Annotated in this window: 20 protein-coding genes; 10 read left to right on the forward strand and 10 right to left on the reverse strand. The window is 51.8% G+C overall.

Going from position 1 to position 18,276, the window contains the following annotated elements; translation table 11 throughout:
• The first annotated feature begins 7 nt into the window (after positions 1–7).
• The 3 genes from AArcSt2_RS09965 to AArcSt2_RS09975 are packed head-to-tail and all read left to right on the forward strand — an operon-like array spanning position 8 to position 3,291.
• Positions 8–1,516, forward strand: a complete 1,509-nt coding sequence (locus AArcSt2_RS09965) for an MATE family efflux transporter (protein WP_250584288.1) — start codon at positions 8–10, stop codon at positions 1,514–1,516.
• A gap of 1 nt (position 1,517) precedes the next feature.
• Positions 1,518–2,765 (forward strand): MFS transporter, encoded by a 1,248-nt coding sequence (locus AArcSt2_RS09970; protein ID WP_174653629.1) that lies wholly within the window; start codon positions 1,518–1,520, stop codon positions 2,763–2,765.
• A 1-nt stretch (position 2,766) separates the two neighbouring features.
• On the forward strand, positions 2,767–3,291 hold the full coding sequence (locus AArcSt2_RS09975; protein ID WP_250584290.1) for a small multi-drug export protein: 525 nt from the start codon (positions 2,767–2,769) through the stop codon (positions 3,289–3,291).
• On the opposite strand, the gene AArcSt2_RS09980 is transcribed toward AArcSt2_RS09975, so the two are convergent.
• Genes AArcSt2_RS09980 through AArcSt2_RS10005 form a run of 6 tightly spaced genes read right to left on the reverse strand, consistent with a single transcriptional unit; the run spans position 3,288 to position 8,035 of the window.
• Positions 3,288–3,500: a DUF8119 family protein gene (locus AArcSt2_RS09980; RefSeq protein ID WP_250584292.1), complete on the reverse strand. Its 213-nt coding sequence runs from the start codon at positions 3,498–3,500 to the stop codon at positions 3,288–3,290. The two genes, AArcSt2_RS09975 and AArcSt2_RS09980, sit on opposite strands and share 4 nt — an antisense overlap.
• Positions 3,501–3,554: 54 nt before the next feature.
• The gene (locus AArcSt2_RS09985) at positions 3,555–4,046 is read right to left on the reverse strand and encodes a hypothetical protein (protein ID WP_250584294.1); all 492 of its coding nucleotides are present in this window, start codon (positions 4,044–4,046) and stop codon (positions 3,555–3,557) included.
• 41 nt (positions 4,047–4,087) lie between these two features.
• Positions 4,088–5,383 carry a kynureninase gene (kynU, locus tag AArcSt2_RS09990; protein WP_250584296.1) on the reverse strand — a complete coding sequence of 432 codons (1,296 nt, stop codon included), beginning with the start codon at positions 5,381–5,383 and terminating at the stop codon, positions 4,088–4,090.
• A gap of 44 nt (positions 5,384–5,427) precedes the next feature.
• A complete protein-coding gene (locus AArcSt2_RS09995) occupies positions 5,428–6,192 on the reverse strand; it encodes an ABC transporter ATP-binding protein (protein WP_174653625.1) in 765 nt (254 codons plus the stop codon).
• On the reverse strand, positions 6,180–7,001 hold the full coding sequence (locus AArcSt2_RS10000) for an ABC transporter permease (RefSeq protein WP_174653624.1): 822 nt from the start codon (positions 6,999–7,001) through the stop codon (positions 6,180–6,182). The genes AArcSt2_RS09995 and AArcSt2_RS10000 overlap by 13 nt, the downstream gene beginning before the upstream one ends.
• 2 nt (positions 7,002–7,003) lie before the next feature.
• Positions 7,004–8,035, reverse strand: a complete 1,032-nt coding sequence (locus AArcSt2_RS10005; protein ID WP_250584298.1) for an ABC transporter substrate-binding protein — start codon at positions 8,033–8,035, stop codon at positions 7,004–7,006.
• 240 nt (positions 8,036–8,275) lie between these two features.
• Here AArcSt2_RS10005 and AArcSt2_RS10010 point away from each other — a divergent pair, with 240 nt between their 5' ends.
• Complete coding sequence (locus AArcSt2_RS10010; RefSeq protein ID WP_250584300.1) at positions 8,276–9,397, forward strand: pyridoxal phosphate-dependent aminotransferase; 1,122 nt, start codon at positions 8,276–8,278, stop codon at positions 9,395–9,397.
• Positions 9,398–9,406: 9 nt separating this feature from the next.
• Here the strand turns inward: AArcSt2_RS10010 and AArcSt2_RS10015 are convergent, their stop codons facing one another.
• Positions 9,407–10,672: an FAD/NAD(P)-binding protein gene (locus AArcSt2_RS10015; RefSeq protein WP_250584302.1), complete on the reverse strand. Its 1,266-nt coding sequence runs from the start codon at positions 10,670–10,672 to the stop codon at positions 9,407–9,409.
• Between the two features lie 94 nt (positions 10,673–10,766).
• On the opposite strand from AArcSt2_RS10015, the gene AArcSt2_RS10020 reads away from it, so the two are divergent.
• The 6 genes from AArcSt2_RS10020 (at position 10,767) to AArcSt2_RS10045 (ending at position 15,269) form a co-directional block, all read left to right on the forward strand.
• The gene (locus AArcSt2_RS10020) at positions 10,767–12,041 is read left to right on the forward strand and encodes a GTP-binding protein (RefSeq protein ID WP_250584304.1); all 1,275 of its coding nucleotides are present in this window, start codon (positions 10,767–10,769) and stop codon (positions 12,039–12,041) included.
• 63 nt (positions 12,042–12,104) lie between these two features.
• Positions 12,105–13,223, forward strand: a complete 1,119-nt coding sequence (locus AArcSt2_RS10025; protein WP_250584306.1) for an aminotransferase class V-fold PLP-dependent enzyme — start codon at positions 12,105–12,107, stop codon at positions 13,221–13,223.
• A gap of 87 nt (positions 13,224–13,310) precedes the next feature.
• Positions 13,311–13,778 (forward strand): GNAT family N-acetyltransferase, encoded by a 468-nt coding sequence (locus AArcSt2_RS10030; RefSeq protein ID WP_250584308.1) that lies wholly within the window; start codon positions 13,311–13,313, stop codon positions 13,776–13,778.
• A gap of 161 nt (positions 13,779–13,939) precedes the next feature.
• Positions 13,940–14,428, forward strand: coding sequence for a type II toxin-antitoxin system death-on-curing family toxin (locus tag AArcSt2_RS10035; RefSeq protein ID WP_250584310.1), 489 nt, complete (start codon positions 13,940–13,942; stop codon positions 14,426–14,428).
• A 25-nt stretch (positions 14,429–14,453) separates the two neighbouring features.
• A complete protein-coding gene (locus tag AArcSt2_RS10040) occupies positions 14,454–14,594 on the forward strand; it encodes a hypothetical protein (RefSeq protein WP_250584313.1) in 141 nt (46 codons plus the stop codon).
• A 141-nt stretch (positions 14,595–14,735) separates the two neighbouring features.
• Positions 14,736–15,269: a hypothetical protein gene (locus tag AArcSt2_RS10045; protein ID WP_250584315.1), complete on the forward strand. Its 534-nt coding sequence runs from the start codon at positions 14,736–14,738 to the stop codon at positions 15,267–15,269.
• Between the two features lie 67 nt (positions 15,270–15,336).
• Here AArcSt2_RS10045 and AArcSt2_RS10050 read toward each other — a convergent pair whose 3' ends face one another.
• Genes AArcSt2_RS10050 through AArcSt2_RS10060 form a run of 3 tightly spaced genes read right to left on the reverse strand, consistent with a single transcriptional unit; the run spans position 15,337 to position 18,235 of the window.
• The gene (locus AArcSt2_RS10050; RefSeq protein WP_250584316.1) at positions 15,337–16,515 is read right to left on the reverse strand and encodes a redox-regulated ATPase YchF; all 1,179 of its coding nucleotides are present in this window, start codon (positions 16,513–16,515) and stop codon (positions 15,337–15,339) included.
• A 53-nt stretch (positions 16,516–16,568) separates the two neighbouring features.
• Positions 16,569–16,766 carry a DUF5800 family protein gene (locus tag AArcSt2_RS10055; RefSeq protein ID WP_174653617.1) on the reverse strand — a complete coding sequence of 66 codons (198 nt, stop codon included), beginning with the start codon at positions 16,764–16,766 and terminating at the stop codon, positions 16,569–16,571.
• Positions 16,767–16,816: 50 nt separating this feature from the next.
• Complete coding sequence (locus AArcSt2_RS10060; protein WP_250584318.1) at positions 16,817–18,235, reverse strand: sensor histidine kinase; 1,419 nt, start codon at positions 18,233–18,235, stop codon at positions 16,817–16,819.
• Positions 18,236–18,276 lie beyond the last annotated feature (41 nt).

Here is an 18,276-nt window from a genome sequence, read left to right on the forward strand (position 1 = left end):
GGCGTCGATGAGTAAATCGAAGGAGACCGATCGATCCGTCAACGTCACTGATGGAAAGCTTGCAGGGCCGCTTGTCCTGCTGTCTGCACCGATCGTTGGCTCACAGCTGCTCCAAGTAGCATACAATCTTGCAGACACCTACTGGGTTGGGCGTCTCGGTGAGGATGCAGTTGCAGCGCTCTCGTATTCATGGGCGATCGTGTTTCTGATGGTGAGCGTTGGTGGTGGACTCACGGTTGCAGGAACGGTCCTCATCTCACAAAATAAAGGTGCAAACAACCTCACACAGTCACACCACGTTGCCGGACAGACGCTTTCGTTTGTCACACTCATCGCAGCAGCCTTTGCGGTTATCGGCTATATTGGATCGCCATATCTGCTTTCACTGGTTGGCGCAACGCCCGGAACGGACCCGCACACATTGGCGACACAGTACACGAGAATCATCTTTATCGGTGTGTTGTTCATGTTCTGGTTCTTCATTTTTGACGCACTCTCTCGTGGATGGGGAGATACACGGACACCGCTGTATCTGATGGCAGTCAGCGCGCTCATCAATGTAGTCATTGATCCATTCTTGATTCTTGGCTTTGCTGACAATCCCGTCTTTGGCTGGGTTGGGATGGAGTCGCTTGGAGAGACACTCTTTGCGGCAACCGGATTTGAAGGGTACGGGGTTGCTGGTGCTGCCGTTGCCACGGTTATTTCCCGCGGCCTAGCAGCAACGGCTGGTCTCTACATTCTCTTTAGTGGTCGTGTTGGACTCAAACCACAGCTTTCAGACCTCATTCTCCAGCGAGAGACTGTGGCGAAAATCGTTGAAATCGGCGTCCCGATTGCAACCGAGCAAGGATTCCGATCGCTCGGAATCGCGCTTCTCACCGCAATCATTGCGATCGCAGGTGACCAAGCGGTTGCTGCATATGGAATCGTAAACCGTCTCTCCTCGCTCATGTTTCTTCCTGCGCTTGGGCTTGCTCGTGGGACCGAGACTGTTGTCGGACAGAACATCGGTGCAAACCAGTTCGATCGCGCAAAGCGGGCGGTGTATCTTAGCTCAGGAATTATCGTTGGCGTGTTTATTCTCGTGCTGGCAGTCGCGATCCCGTATGCGGAGGCGATCGTTGCATTCTTCATTGAAACAACAGGCGAGTCGACGGATGTGGTGACGATCGGTGCGGCATACATCATGATCGCTGGGCCAGCCTACATTTTCCTTGGCGTCTTTCAGATGCTTCTCGGAGGGTTCAGAGGCGCAGGAAGCACACGTGCGGCAATGCTCTTTTCGCTACAGGAGTTGTGGCTCTTCCGCCTGCCGATCGCATACGCAGCGCTCGTCTGGTTTGATGTTGGGATCGTCGGCGTCTGGTATGCCGTTGCGATCTCATACATCGCATCAGCCATCACCACCGCACTCTGGTTCTTCCGAGGAACGTGGATGAAGCGGGTCGTCGACGACGATTCTCCAAAAGACCCGGACCCAGCAGTTGGGACACAAACAGCGGGAGACGACTAATATGAGTAAGACAGCACAATCAGACACAGGAATCGGCTCAAAAGCAGTTATTTTAGCAGTGGTTGGAAGTACGTTCTTCGTCGGCTTTGGTGGCGGTGTGATTTTCCCAATCCTCCCGAATTTGGGTGTTGTCTTGGGAATCACGCCGTTCATGGTTGGAATTATTCTGAGTGCAAATCGGTTTACTCGGCTGTTTATGAACGCCCCTGCAGGGATGTTCGCCGATCGGTTTGGCACCCGAAAACCGTTCATTATTGGGCTATTCATCCAAGGATTTGCCACCCTTGGCTATGTCATTGCGCTCAATTCCACACTGCCGGAGGCTTGGTTCCTTGCGGCTCGATTGCTCTGGGGCATTGGGAGTGCATTCGTCTTTGCAACCGCCTATACGATCGTTGCAGATATTACACCGAGTGAATCTCGCGGTTTAGGGATGGGAGTTGTCCGAGGTGGAATTACGCTTGGGTTCCCAACGGGCGTGGTGCTTGGTGGAATCGTCAGTGAGTGGTACGGCATCTCGGAAGCATTCATTCTTGCGGCTGTATTTGCACTCTTGGCAGGTGTTGTTGCGTTTGCAACGGTCCCCGAAACACACGTTGAAGAGGAGAACTCAACCGTCAAACCATGGGATGTAGATACGAGTATTCCTGCAGTCACCGTCGGATTAGTTAATTTTGGGCTCTACTTTGCGTATATTGGCGCGCTGTTTGCATCGCTTGTGATCTTCCTCGATGCATACGACATCGGTGTCTTTGGATTTGGGGCCCAAGGCTCATCGGGAATCTTCATGGCTGTGACTGTCCTCTCAGCGTCGGCGTTCATGATCATCGGTGGGAAGATGAGTGATATGCTTTCTTCACGGGTCCCGCCACTCATGGGTTTCATTGGCGTCTCATTTATTGGCTTTATTCTCCTCACACTGAGTACTGAGATTTATGTGCTCACGATCGCGTGTATCCTTATTGGAGCTGGACAAGGTGGAACGAGTGGCCCACTTATTGCGCTGCTTGCGGATCTAACACCAAGCGATCGGATGGGTCGAGCGATGGGGACAAATAACGTCTTTGGCGACATTGGTGGCGGACTCGGCCCAGTTGTAACGCTTCCATTGATTGATTGGGTAGGATTCGCTCCAATCTATGCGGCGTGTGCAGTTATTCCACTACTCGCCGGCGCGGTGCTGCTTGTCGGTATTCGGCGTGAGACCGGCTCGGCACTTCCAAAGACAGACCTTGTGAGTGCAGACTAAGATGATCGCAGAGCTGTCACTCGTGGTTGATCTTGGCATTGGTGAGTCCCTCTCTGAGGCAAGTGGGATTGTTCAGTATCTTCTTGTATTTATTTTCGCTGCGATTCCATGGGTCGAAATCTTGGTTGTGATTCCGATCGCGATCGGTCTTGGTCTCAACCCATTTTTTGTTGGTATCTTCGCGTTTGTTGGCAATATTGCGACTGTGTACCTGCTCATTATTTTCCACAGACGGATTGCAACATGGTGGGCAGAGCGGAAGTCACGTGATCCCGATAAGCCCACTGAAAACGATGACACAGGGCGATCGAGCCGGGCACGCCAGCTCTGGAAAAAGTACGGAATTGCCGGCTTGGCACTGGCTGCACCAATCGTGACAGGCGTTCATTTGGCTGCCTTTATCGCAATGCTCGCAGGGAGCCGTGGCCGCGTTGTTGGATGGTGGATGACTGTTTCAATGGCAATCTGGACAGTCGTTATTGTGATCGGATCGATCTATGGGCTTGGATTCCTCGGGATCATCTAGCGCTGTTGTGCTCGCTCGAGCGACCCCACGAATCCAAAGTATGCCACAATCCCCGCAAGCATGAACATATAATACGCCCATGTTGGGCCATCAAGTATCGAAAAGATGGCGCTGACGATCGTTACCCAGACGATCGCAAACGCCAAATCACCAACCATACCCCACTTTTGTGCTCGCACATCAGTGAGAAACCCATCCAGTCGACTCATTTGAGACTCACAACAGTGATTACCAGACCCCAATAAATAAATCCAAACTTCCAGTTAGCTGTTTGTCGGAATCCGTGCCGTTGGGCTCTCTGCCTCGGCCTCATCGTATGTGGCATACAATATACCAAGCACAATCAATGTCGCAGTCTCTAATATTTTTGAAATCAGTGCCGTTGTTTCAACAGCCAAATGAGAGACCATCGTCTCGATGAATCCTGTGTCGTGATGCCCACCCATTTCACCCGGCCCCCATGGCCAGAACGCACCATGTCCTAAGACGGTGTGCCATGCTGCATACCCGACAATGTATGTCGCCATCAGGACCATCCCAAAAAGATAGATCTGTTTTGGGTCGTGTCCATCGAGAATACGCGTGATGCCAAAAATAATGAGGACGCTTGAGAGAACGAACGTGATCGGCCGTGGATCGTGAACCATACCAATCTCAATCTGTGTGACCAATCGCGGGAACCCCCAATAGAGGTGGACTGCCGCAACTGCAAGTGCGAGTGCTCCTGCGAGGTAGTGAAGCCCTGTCCGGTTCATTGGTAACTACTCAGCGATGGACGTACCTGAGCGTTTCTTTCTCAGGTAACTTGTGAATCGACGTTCACCGTTGTAACTTCCTCATCTGCAAGCGATCGGATCAGCTCTACCGCATCCCACACATCAACAAACCGCGTGTACAGCGGTGATGGACAGAGCCGAACCACATTCGGTGGTCGATAATCAACAACCACCCCCGCCTCCCGAAGTGCGGCACTCAGCTGTTTTGCGTTTGGATGTTCGATCGACACATGGCCACCTCGACTAGAGGGCTCTCGTGGCGTTCCCACCGAAAACACCTCACCAAGCCGTCCATCAACAAGCGTAATGAGATAGTCGGTGAGCGCGACGGATTTCGATCGGATCTGTTCAATTCCTGCCTCATCAATCACCGCAAGCGCACCTTCAAGCGGTGCAGCACTCAACATCGAGACAGTTCCAATCTGCCATGCACCTGCCGTTTCAGCAGGTGTAAACGTCTGATTCATCTCAAACTGCGTTGCTTTCTCATGACCCCACCACCCAGCCAATGTGGGTTCTGCTCCGAAATGGTTCTTATTCACATACAGTCCTGCCAGCGCACCGGGGCCTGCATTGAGATATTTATAACTACACCACACCGCAAAATCGACGCCGACAGTAGACAGTTCGTGTGGCACAACACCGACAGAGTGCGCACAATCAAATCCAACGTATGCATCTGCCTCGTGTGCAGCCGTTGTAATCGCTTCAAGATCAAATAGCTGTCCGCTCCGATACAATACACTTGGCATAAAAACGATCGAAATATCAGCATGCGTCTCAAGCGCGTCAATGATCGCATCCATCTCAATCGTCCGGCCATCACTGCTTTCGACAACCCGTAGCTTCTCATCAGGATCAATGCCGCGCTGTGTGAGTTGTGCGGCGATCGCATAGTGATCCGTCGGGAAGTCAAGATCGTTCACTAACACCGCGGGAGGGGGAGTATTTTCAGGCTGCTCCGCAAGTGCGAGGTCAAGAAACGTCCCAATGAGTGTATGTATGTTGACTGTCGTTGAGTTTCCGACGACGACCTCCGAAGCGTTCGCGCCGACAAGCGGTGCCACTAGCTCACCGAGATACTCCCCGTAGTGGAACCAGTCGGGATCGCTGTCGGTCCACCCACGGATTGCAAGCGCTTTCCACTCCTCGACAACCCGATCGAGCGTTTCGATCGACGCATCCGAGGCAAGTCCAAGCGAGTTGCCATCCATATAGAGCGCATCCTCCGGCTGGATGAACCGATCGCGAAATGACGCAAGCGCATCGGCGCTGTCGCGTTCGATTGCGTCAGCCCGATCGTACTGTGGAGACATACCACATCACAGACCTGCAGATAAAAACCAGTTCCTGTCTGCGCTTATTCTCGTGCGCCAATCAGTCGTCGAATCTGCTCGACATACGCACCCACAGCAGGATCCGATCGCCGTCGTGGTCGGGGGACATCAATTGAAACAATCTCGCTGACACGCCCAGGGTCGGCCGCCATCACGACCACTCGATCAGCAAGCGCGACTGCCTCGTCAACGTCGTGCGTAATAAAGAGAATCGTCTTTTTTGTCTCCGTCCAGATCTCCAACAGCTCTTGTTGAAGATGCTCTTTCGTTCTGGCATCAACCGCGCCAAACGGCTCGTCCATCAAAAGCAGCGATGGGTCGACGGCAAGCGAGCGGGCGATCGCAACTCGCTGTTTCATCCCACCTGAGAGCGCTGATGGATACGATGATGCAGCATCTGCTAACCCAACAAGCGAAAGCATCTCTGTGACCCGGCGCTGTCGTTCTTTTTTATCAACACCTTGTTGTTTGAGACCAAAGCCAACGTTCTCCTCTACAGTGAGCCACGGGAAAAGGTGGTATTCTTGAAAAACGACACCCAGTTCAGGCCCTGGTTCCGTCACTGCTGTTCCATCCAAACGGATCTCCCCATCCGTGGGAGGCTCCAGTCCAGCAACAATTCGAAATAGCGTTGTTTTCCCACAGCCAGAGGGGCCAACAATACAGACAAACTCACCATCATCGATCGAGATATCGACAGCATCAAGCGCTCGAACTGGCTCATCACCACCGAACGTTTTGCCCACTCGATCGATATCCAGTTTTGTCATCTCATTCATGCTCGCCATCGGAGAGCCCTCCGTTGTCCAACGCGGAACAGTGTATCAACTACCAGGAACATCAAACTCAGTACGAGAATGTAGGCGATGACGCGATCGACAAGTAGATTAGTGCTTGCTCGTTGGATTTCGCGCCCGATGCCCGGAACACCAAAAATCTCGGCGGCAACGACAAGCATCCAACAGCGACCAATCCCGGTTCGAATACCAGTCAAAATCTCGGGAAGTGCACTAGGAATGACGATCGTTCTGATTGTCGCAAGGTTTCCATTCACGCCGAGGGTTCGACCAACGTCGATGAGATCATCCGAAACCGATTCAACGCCACCATACGTCGCGTAGAAGTTGATCCAGAACGCACCGAGTGCAATAATAAATGCTGCACCGACATGGTTGATTCCGAACCAAGCGATTGCGAATCCAATCATCGCAAGCGGTGGGATCGGGCGGAGAATCCGAACCACTGGCGCAGTGATCTGATCAGCAGTTCTGCTCCAGCCAAGAATGACACCAGCACCAACACCAAGTGCGGTTCCCACGATCGTCCCCGGGAGCCAATGCATCATGCTCTGTTGGAGTGCCGTGGTCATGTCACCGGATAGTAACTCATCAACAAATCGCTCGCCAACCGCGATCGGAGACGGGAGCACAATATCCGGCTGTGTCAATGAGAGAAGATGCCACAGTATCAAGAAACCAATGACACCAGAGACACCAAGCAGATACGATCGTACCGTCTCCGAATCGATACGTGAACGGTATCGTATCCATGGCTGCGTTCCGGAGGCAACACCACCGTCAGTTTGTTTCCGACCCATGCTTACAACGAGTCGTAGAGCGTATAATCGAAGATGTCATCCACTGATAGCTCGGCTTCCGTTTGTTCATTTTCAGCCGCAACACCCGCAAACACTTCGACACCGGACTCGATCTCTCGTGGATCAGTAATGAAATTTGAAAGCGGCGAGTCAAGCGCTCTTCGTGCACGATCCTCTGGCATACCGATTCCGTCGCTTACATGAACGGCTGTTTCATCGGGATGGTCGTTAATGAATTCGGTTGCTCGGACGTGCTGTTCGATGAACTCCAACCCAACACCGTTCTCTCGGACTTCATCGCTCATGAGCGTCACCGCAGCCGGCTGTCCGGGCATAATCTCGCTTGCAGTTCGGAGCATTGTTACATCGGAGTCCTCTTCCTCAGCGATCGTTGGAACCGGCTCCATGATGCTTGTGCCGTCGATCTCATCATTTGCGATCGCTTGCCAGACTGCACTTGCACCGTTTATTTCGGTAATTTCGACGTTCTCGTCGTTTTCTGGATCAACACCGTTGTTCGAGAGCCAGTAGCGTAGCAAGACGTCAGGGACACTCCCTTGCGGGAACGTTCCAAACCTGAATGGTTCGCCGTGTTCATCTGCCCATGCCTCGAATGCTTCTGGGCCCTCTGTATCGTTCCACAATGGGTGGAACGACTCATCTGTGAGTATCCCCATCGGTTCAACAATGTTTGCAGCGGTTACCTTGGCGGGTATTCCTCGATCGATCACAATCATCGAAGGGACTGCACCAAACATTGCAACGTCAATCTCATCGCCGGCGTATGCTTGGACGATCGCGGGTCCATCACTGAACTCACGTCCGTCAACGGAGACGGAAAGATCGTCAAAGTACCCCTCACCCTCCATTACGAAATACTGCAGATCGGGATAGATCGGCATATATGCGACTCGGAGTTCGCCAATATCGTCATCACCGAGGCAGCCCGAGAGTCCAGTAAGCCCTGCCGTTGCAGCAATCCCAGTTCCTGTCGTTTGAATAAACTTTCGTCTGTCGATGCTCCTGTTGCTCATGCCCGTAGTCATTACATCTCTTACGTGCCCAATCAATAACCGCCCTCTGTCTACGGTAACTGCCGCGGCTGGCTGGGTTACGTGCTTTTGTCCTATTCCCGTATGAAAACGCAGCGCATCCTCCAACACCCGCAGATTCTATTTCACCGTATGTCACAGAAACCGGTAATTTACGTCTGTTTGTATGACACTCCACAACACAAGGTAAGAACTATCGCTCCCCGTACCCGGAGTGTAGGTATGACGGAGTTTTCCTCTCGTGTTGAACGGATTTCGATCAGTGGTATTCGGAAAGTGTTTGAAGCCGCAGGCGAGGATGCAATTAATCTTGGACTTGGGCAGCCGGATTTCCAGACGCCAGCGCACGCTCGACAGGCAGCGATCGATGCAATCAATGATGGCTTAGTGGATGCATATACCCAAAACAAAGGGACGGAGTCGCTCCGGGAGGCCATTGCTGCAAAACATGAACGTGATCAAGGCATTGATCTTGACCCAGACGATATCATCGCAACAGCAGGTGGAAGCGAAGCGCTCCATATTGCGATCGAGGCACACGTCGATCAGGGTCAAGAGGTTATTATCCCTGATCCGGGCTTTGTCTCGTATGATGCACTAACCAAGCTTGCCGATGGTGAGCCGGTTCCAGTGCCGCTCCGGGATGATCTGACGATTTCACCCGACGCAGTTGAAGACGCGATTACAGAAGACACCGCTGCATTCATTGTTAACAGCCCAGGAAACCCGACCGGTGCAGTCTCACCAAAGGAGGATATCGAAGCGTTTGCACGGATTGCAGATGAGCATGATGTGCTCTGTATCTCCGATGAAGTGTACGAATACACGGTGTTTGAGGGCGCACACTACTCGCCAATCGAGTTCACAGAAACAGACAATGTTGTCGTCGTAAATTCAGCTTCAAAGCTCTACTCGATGACTGGTTGGCGACTCGGATGGGTGTTTGGCTCCGCCGATCGGGTTGAGCGAATGGTTCGGGTTCATCAGTACGCACAAGCGTGTGCAAGCGCTCCCGCACAGTACGCTGCTGAGGCTGCCCTCACAGGGCCACAGGATATTACCGAGGAGATGACAGCGTCATTCAAGAAGCGTCGAGATATCCTTGTGGATGGATTGGAGTCACATGGGATTGCGGTCCCAACTCCAAAAGGAGCTTTCTACGCGATGCCGGAGGTTCCAGATGGTTTTGTCGAGGAGTGTATCGATCGTGGCGTAATTCTCGTCCCCGGTGAGGCCTTTGGTGAACACGGAGCAGGCTATGCTCGAATCTCGTACGCAACAGATGAAAAACAGCTTCGCGAGGCGATCGAAATTATGGGCGATGCAATGGCTGCGCTCGAATAACGGCGCGAGTTAGCTTCGTGCTTGTGGCGCGCGCAAACGCTCTTCGCGCCGTGATTTTGGTGTGATGAGCCGATCAGTCACACGCCGTGCACCGACAATATTCCGTGCGAGTGGACCAACTGAGCCTTCTGCAAGATAGCCGCTGAGATAGATGTTTGATTCAGTTTGGTCTGTGGTCTCCCATGCGAGCGTTCGATCGTTGAGAATTGGCATTCCTCGATAGCCACGTGCAAGCGAGAGAGTGCTCGCAACGCGATCGCAGAGCGGATGTGCGTACGTCGCTTCCGTTCCGGTCGCAAGCAACACGCAATCAGCGGTGAGCATCGTACCGGTTGTCTGCTGAAGCCGGATACACTCACCCGCACTCGTTGCGGACTCCACCTCACCGTATTTGATCGTGAGCCTATCCGCATCAATCGCCTGGTCCATTCGATCGAGCAAATGCGGTGGGATCGTTCCATCACGGCGCTCACGCTGAATAACTTCGTATCGACCCTGCGATCCTGCAGGCAGTGAATGGAGTTGCTTTTCGATCCGTTGCCAGTTCATCCACGGCGGTGCTGCCTCCGTATTTGCTTCCCGTAGCTCGTGCCGTGAGAGGAGTGTTACCGTTGCACCGTCTCTGATGGCTTTCAGTGCAGATTGTGCGGCAGTAATCCCACCACCAACGACAACCACGTGCGTGTCCGAGTGGACTGGTGGCTGATCTTCATCCCATACGTGGACAATCCGATCGTCAAGATGGTTCGAGCATGATCCAACTTCGGCCCAAGGAGGAACGGCTGGCGTTGTTGGTGGGCCAAGTGCAAGCACACAGTTTTCGGCGGCGATCGTTGTGGTCGGTGTGCTGGCCACAAGTAGCTCACCATTCGCCTCAATATCTACGATCGGCTCGGATCGATGGCACTGATTCAGACCCGATCGCTCAATGACTGACTGAGCGTGGTCAAGGAATAACGAACGTGTTGGCCGTGGCGGATACCCCACCGAGTCGACAATCTCATCTGTTCGATCGTGCTGTTCGGCAAACGATTCAAGATCAAACGGCTCCGCACCGACATGTTGGACGTACGTCGATCGAAGCGTCTTCATTCCACACTGTTTCGCCTTCTCGGAAAATGCGGCCAAGAGCTTTTCATGCGGATCACAGATACAGAGATCGCTTTTGTTGAGGCTAGTTTCGCGCAGTAGCCGGTTTCCAATGTAGGTACCATGGATACCCCCGCCAACAATGAGGTATGAGTACGGCGTCTGTTCGGGTGTTTCGATCGCCATAGCAGTCTGGTTGAATAACACAACTCAGTACTAATAACAATTTTGGAAATTGTAATAACAAGAATTAATAAGTGAATTCTATTTTTTGTTACGTATGGTAAATCAGACGATCCCGGTGACTGTACTTAGTGGCAATCTCGGTGCTGGGAAGACAACGGTACTTAACCACCTGCTTCGTTCGGCGACCGATCGAGAGATCGCAGTGCTTGTTAACGATATGGGCGAGGTGAATATTGATGCAGAGCTTGTCGCAGAGGCATCAGATATCTCCGAGGAGGACGACGAAATAATTGAGTTGTCCAATGGCTGTATCTGCTGTGAGCTTCGTGGCGATCTGTTGGACGCGATCGGCCAGCTTGCACGGTCACGATCATTTGATACACTTATTATCGAGTCAACTGGTGTTGCTGAGCCGCTTCCGGTTGCACAAACGCTTACACTTGGATTCGACCAGACCGATCTTGAACCAACCGAGTTCTACGAAGAAACCGGTATTGAACCGCTCGAACAGTATCACTTGGATACCGCAGTTACGGCTGTCGATGCCCATCAGTTCTTTTCGACGTTCCGATCGGAAGAGTCGCTACTTGATGGTGACACTGAAAAGCAGCTCGGCGATCTCCTTGTTGAACAGATCGAGTTCTGTGATGTGTTGTTGCTCAATAAGTGCGACCTTGTCGATTCAGCACAGTTGGACGAGATTGAAGCGATCCTTGAAACGCTCCAGCCCCGAGCAGAGATCATTCGAATAGAACATGGACAGGTCGATCCGGATGCTGTGTTGGAAACTGGTCGATTTGATTTTGCGGCTGCAAGCCAGTCTGCGGGTTGGATCAATGAGCTTCAGGAGCCACACCAATCCGCAGAAGAAGAACATGGCGTCACCTCATTCGTGTTTGAGACCGGCCGTCCGCTTCACCCGGAGCGATTCGCAGATTTCCTTGATCATGTCCCTGTGTCGATCGTCCGTGCAAAAGGTCATTTCTGGATCGCCGGCAGAGAGGACGAAGCACTGACACTCAACATTGCTGGACAATCAATCCGTGTCGGTGCTGGCGGCCAGTGGATTGCGACATTGCCAACTGAAGAACAAAAAGAGTATTTTGCGACGTACCCGAATCTCGAAGCATCGTGGAATGAGACGTGGGGCGATCGCGGCTCGCAGCTTGTCTTCATCGGGACTGAGATGGACCACGACAGCATCCGATCACAGCTTCAATCATGTTTGCTATCGGAAACAGAGATGGACGAACAGTGGGAGCAGTATGACGATCGGTTCCCACAAATAGAGCCAGAACCGGATCCCGATTCAGATCTCTCAGACAATGAGGCTGGAAAAGATGCAGCTGAGATCGCACTGACCGACTAACATGTTGGAAATGAACAGTACAGACATGCACACTGTTTTGAGGGATCCATGTGAGTAGCTGATATGAATCCGCTTGATCTTCGTACACAGATCCCTATTACGAGTGAATGTGCATTTTTTAATACTGGTGCGAGTGGACCAAGCCCGACTCCAGTTCTTGATGCAGCAACCGGATTTATCACTCACCACAAAACGATCGCCCCCTACACAGATGGGATGTACCCACACGCAGACAGTGCGTATGAGTCCAGCCGAGAGACAATCGCCACACATCTTGGCACCGCCCCTGAAAACATCGCACTGACCGAGTCGACAACGGATTCGATCGGGATGGTTGCTGGTGCGATCGACTGGCAGCCTGGTGATGTGATTGTCCGGACAGATACGGAACACCCCGCTGGCGTACTGCCGTGGGAACGCGCAGCCCGTGTCCATGGTGCGACTGTCGAGGTGCTTGAGACGGATGCAGGTGTGATCGATCGAGAGCAGTTCACAGATGCGGTTGCTGATGCACGAGTGGTTTGTTTTAGTTCGCTTGTGTGGAGCTATGGAAACCGAGTTCCAGTGCGAGAACTAGTTGAGATCGCCCACGACCACGATACGTTTGTCATTGTTGATGCCGTCCAGTCAGCCGGCCAGATGGCTGTCGATCTTTCCGAATGGGGGGCAGACGTGGTTGCAGGCTCCGGTCATAAGTGGCTGCTCGGGCCATGGGGGTCGGGGTATCTCTATGTCGACCCGGATTCGATCGATCAACTCCACCCACAACAGGTCTGCTATCGTGGCGTTGTTGATCCGAATACACCAGCATACGAACTCAAACCGAATGCACTGCGGTTTGAGCGCTCAACTGCCTCACCGGCACCACACGTTGGGATGGCAGCAGGCATCGAGCTGATCGAATCAATCGGTCTGAATACCGTCGAATCACGAATCGAGTCGCTTACCGATCGGCTCAAATCACAGCTTCCTGAAGAGCGATTGTACGGACCACAATCGTACCATTCGGGGCTTGTCTCAGTTGATGTCGACAATCCAGATGCCACTGTTGAAACATTGAAACAACAGGGGTTCATTCTGCGTTCGATTCCAGATATTGACGCCATTCGAGTCTCAGTACACGTGTTCAATACGGAAGATGAGGTCGATCGTGTTGCTGCTGCGATCTCTGAACTGTTGTAGCAGTCGGGTGAATAACACAGCGTAGTGGCGTGTTAAGATCCATCATACCAGGCGGAATCTAAAAATCAAGCGTTGAGGAGCATCCGTATGGAACTCGTGGAAGCCACCGCAGACGATCTTGATGCGCTCGTCAGTCGCTGGTACGACCTCGCAAAAGGAATCGAGGAGTACTCCGAACTAAATGCACTCACTTACTCGAACGTTGACGAGGTTCCAGACGACGGGTTCCGAGCCCATCTTAACAGCGACGGCACCACCGACTATCTCATCGTTCACGAAAATGAGACAATCGGATTCGTCACGCTCTCTGTGGGCCGTCATCCCTCTCGAACGTACGCGAAATACATTCAGATTGTGAACATCGCGATCGATGAAGACAGCCGGGGGAAAGGCCACGGTACTGCTGTTGTCGAACATGTCAAAGAGCGAGCCAGAGAACACGGCTGTGATCATCTCAAAGTTTCCTGTGAGTGGCAAAACGAGGATGCCCGCCAATTCTATCGTCAGACTGGATTTAAACAAAAACAAGTGGACTACGCACAACCACTGGAATAAGCCGACACGGTTGGTATAGAATTGTCTGTAGTGTCAATTTGTACTCACGATCTTGATCACTACTTCTGAGTACACACAACGTACACAACGGAAAACATAGCCAGGCTCTGTGAGCTGCAATAGCAAGGATTACCTCGAGTGCAATCTGAGTGAACGAACGAATGACAGACTCGTTCTGGTATCCGTCAGTGGACGACGTTCTCGCCATCCACGACGACATCGTATCAGAGTACTCTGACACGCACGCTGGCGTCCAGAATCGTGGCGATATCGAGTTTGTTTTGAACTACGTCAAGGACGGGAGTTTCGGGACGGTACCCGAAACGATCCACGAGAAAGCGTTTCACCTCATCCGGCTGTTGGTTGCGAACCATCCGTTCGTCGATGCCAACAAACGCACCGCGCTCAACACGACGGTCGTATTCTACTTCCTCAACGGATATCGGTTCACATACGACGACGAGATCAGGACGATCCTCAAGCAGTTCGGCACCGATCAGACGACCGTCGAAGAAGCAGAAACCATCGAATACCTTCGTTCTCACACTGAAGAAATCGACCTCGTGGGAGAGATTGAACAGTGGCGCGACGATCTCATCCGGTACGGACTGGACGAACTAACCGGCGACTCGTCTAACCCGAACGATTAACCGAAGTCGGGGCGATATAACAACTATGGCGACCAAGGAAAGTTCAGAGTCTGAGACCCCACTCGATGAAGTGATGGAGGATATCCGAGGTGAGCTTGTCCGTCGGGTAGCAGCGGCTGACCGAGACGCGAATCGAGATATCTACGACGCGCTCGAAAACGAATAACCCGCCACGACTCCTGCTGTATCAGTTAGTACTCACGATCTTGATGACTGCTTATGAGCCATAACTTTGTACACAACTTAGTCAGTTAGAGGACACAGTGTAGTAGTAAATTTGATGCGATTCAATAGTCCATAACAAAGTATGCCCTCCAGACGCAAATTACTCAGTATATCGGGAATTGTCGTGGTAGGGAGTACACTAGCTGGATGTCTTTCCAACACTGTTTCAGCTGAATCGGTTCAATCGAAAACAGTTACCGTCGAATGGGATTATGAGGGACAGTCATACAGGGGCCACATTCTCCGGGTTCTTTCTGATGGTGAAAGTGAAATAACTGGGCGAGTTGCGGCAGAGTATAGCCAGCTCGTATCTTCACCCGATACTGTCACAGTTAGCGAGGAAGTACGAGATGAATTAGAGCAGGAATTTGCCGATGTTAGTTACGGGGTCGGAATTTGTGGTGAGGACTTGGGTTCAGACGACGATTTTGGATGCCGAAATGCACCAACTGACAGAGAGGATTTCAATACGCTTCAATTCGGTGATCAGGCCGAAGCAGAGATCGTCAATAATCACATTACCATTCATGATGTCGAAGAAGGCGATATTAACGGCTGGAGTGTAGATATTAGTGAATTCGATTGGAGCGACAAGCACGCAGGGCATGGACAGTGAATAGCGACACTGTACTGATCGGTGTGCTCAATTAGAACACAAATAATCCGATTGTGTGGGCGTTTAATTAATTAGTGCTCACGATCTTGATTACGTCACCTTCTTCTAGTTCGTAGCTATCCGATATTTTTCGATTTGATTTCCCATTCACTGCGTGTAAGTAGCCTTCGCCAATATCTGTGTGGACCGCAAATGCGAGATCTTTCGGTGTCGATCCGCGTGGAAGTAAGAACGCATCCGGCAGCACGTTTCCGGTTGCGTCTGTCCATTTTGACTCGTTTTGCACCGGAAATGCGGTGAGGTGATCGAGCAAGTCATAGACGGCTGCATTCAGTGCGGTCTGCACGCCTGTGCCCCCATACTCGCTCATTACCTCACGGATCTGTTCGAGCCCTTTCGTTTGTGCATCATTCAGATCGCCAGTAATTGTGAAATCCGCATCGCCTGGATCGTAGTCGATCACACCGGCTTCAACGCCACGACGGAGCGCCAACTCACCATCTGCGGTTGTAGGGATCACATACTCCGCAGCGTCAGAAAGGCGTTCAAGATTCGATTTCGGTGCAACGTCTGCTTTGTTTGCAACGAGAATGATCGGTTTCGTTCGCTCGCGAATATCGGTTGCGAGTGCGTTCCGATCGTCATCCGTCCACTGAATCGGATCGTCTGGATACTCTAGCTCTCGAAGGCTGAGCGCAACGGTGTACTCTGTCGCACCAAACCCAGTGAGCATGTCGGTGAGTGCCTCGTCAATCTCGAAATCCGGCGATCGGGACTTCCGCTCGATCGTTTCCCAGTTTCTGTCGACAATCCCTGTAAGCCACATATCCAACTCGTTTTGGATGAATTCGACATCGGCAACCGGATCATGGCTTCCAATTTCGACGGGCTCACCCTCTTCGTTAGTCCCACCCGATGCATCAAGGACGTTGATAATCACATCGGCGTTCGTCAACTCATCAAGGAACTGGTTTCCGAGGCCACGACCTTCGTGTGCGCCGGGTACCAACCCTGCAACGTCGATCAACTCAACTGGGACGTACCGCTTCCCATCATGGCAGCGATCGACGCCACAGCGTGCATCACGTTCGAGACATGGGCAGTCCGTCCGAACCGTAGCGACACCACGGTTTGCATCGATTGTTGTAAACGGATAGTTTGCGACATCAACATCAGCGAGCGTTGCTGCGGTATAAAAAGTAGATTTCCCCGCGTTCGGTTTTCCCGCGAGTGCGATCGAAAGCATACACATCCGTTCACAACCTGGAGGAAATTGCCTTTCGGTCCGAACTTACAATCTCAGCGGAGAATATCTTGTACTCGTCGTGGCTCACCGGAAAATGTGGGCTCTTTCTCTACCATTCGCAAGACATCGTGATCGGTGACATCCGGATACGATTTCTCTGTTGCCTCCTCAATAAGGGCTTTTTCAAGCCGGAACTCGGTGCCTTCGTACTCAACGTCAACACCATCATCATCAAACGAGAGAACGGTCATACCAGACAGTATCACATCCGAAGGCAAATACTTCGGGATTTTCGTACGACTCAGTCTGTGATCTCCACGTCAGAGATCTCAAATCGTGCACCACCGTGTGCTCCCTCAGTCACTCGTATTTCCCACTCATGTGCATCGACAACCTGTTTAACGATCGCAAGCCCAAATCCGGTTCCGTGGGCTGAGTTGCTATATCCACGATCGAAAACAACAGTCCGCTCTGCGTCCGGGATCCCGGGACCTGTATCTTCAATATAGAACCCAGTTCCGTCCTCCAACATCCCAGCAATAATTGTGACTGACGGGCCACCGTGTTCGATCGCATTCCGGAGGATATTTTCGATCGCCTCTATTGTCCGCGCTGGGTCACAGCGTATTTGTTTTGAGTCCCGAATCTCAAGTGTTGCCTCTGGCATGAGGATGTTCTGGCTGCTTGTTTGAACCAGTTCTGAGAGTGTGATCTTTCGACGGTCTTTGAGTACCGCACCCTCTTTTGCAAGCGTTAACAGTTCGTTAATAAGTGTATTCATCCGGCTGAGAGCACCTGCTGCAGTTTTGAGATATGGGCTGTCATGCGCTTCTCGTGCGAGATCAATATACCCGTCCGCAACATTCAACGGATTACGAAGGTCGTGTGCAACTGTCGATGTGAACTGTTCTAGTTGCGCATTCTTTTCCACCAACTGCTGATCATGAAGTTTTCGTTCAGTAATATCGCGGGTAAACCCGACAATGAAGTCTACGTCTCCCTTTGCATCCGTAATTGGCTTGCAGCGAGATTCGACCCATAGCTGAAGCGCATCGGATTTGTTCACGCGATATTCGATCTGGACGCTATGTCCATCGGAAGCACGTTTCATCGCCTGTTGGATTCGGTCACGGTCTTCAGCAGCGATCCGGTGGACAAACGATTGCGGATTCTCTTGTAACTCCGAGACAGGGTGTGCGAATATCTTCTCATATGCAGCGTTGACAAATCGAACAGTCCCCCAATCAGCAGAAAATACCCACAACGCATCGTCGGTATTCTCAGATAGCTCTTGAAGTTGCGCGTTCTCATACGCGATCTGCTGGTTTTGACGACGTGTGTCAACGTATGAGCATATTTTTCTCGCCAGAAGCTCGGATTGATTGCCGATCGTATCTTGAATCACATAATCAGTTACACCAGCGCTAATACTCTCGCTAGCAACGGCTTCGTCTCCTGTCTCCGTAAACAGGATGAACGGAATCTCACGATCTTGCTCACGGACCGATCGAAGAAGATCAACACCGGTCTCGACAGGCATATGATAATCACTGAGAATGCAGTCGATATCCCCCATCTCAAATATCTCTCTTCCGTCCGCAGCGGAGTGAGCCGTTCGAACGGTGAGACGGTTGTGCTCTCGCTCCAACCGTGTACTAACCAATGTGAGTAGGTCGGGATCATCATTGACATACAAAACAATAATCTCGCTGTTAGACATCACAAACTGTTCAGTTATTATATATTATCACACGATGAAAA

The organism is Natronocalculus amylovorans (genome assembly GCF_023638035.1).
Taxonomy (GTDB): Archaea; Halobacteriota; Halobacteria; order Halobacteriales; family Haloferacaceae; genus Natronocalculus; species Natronocalculus amylovorans.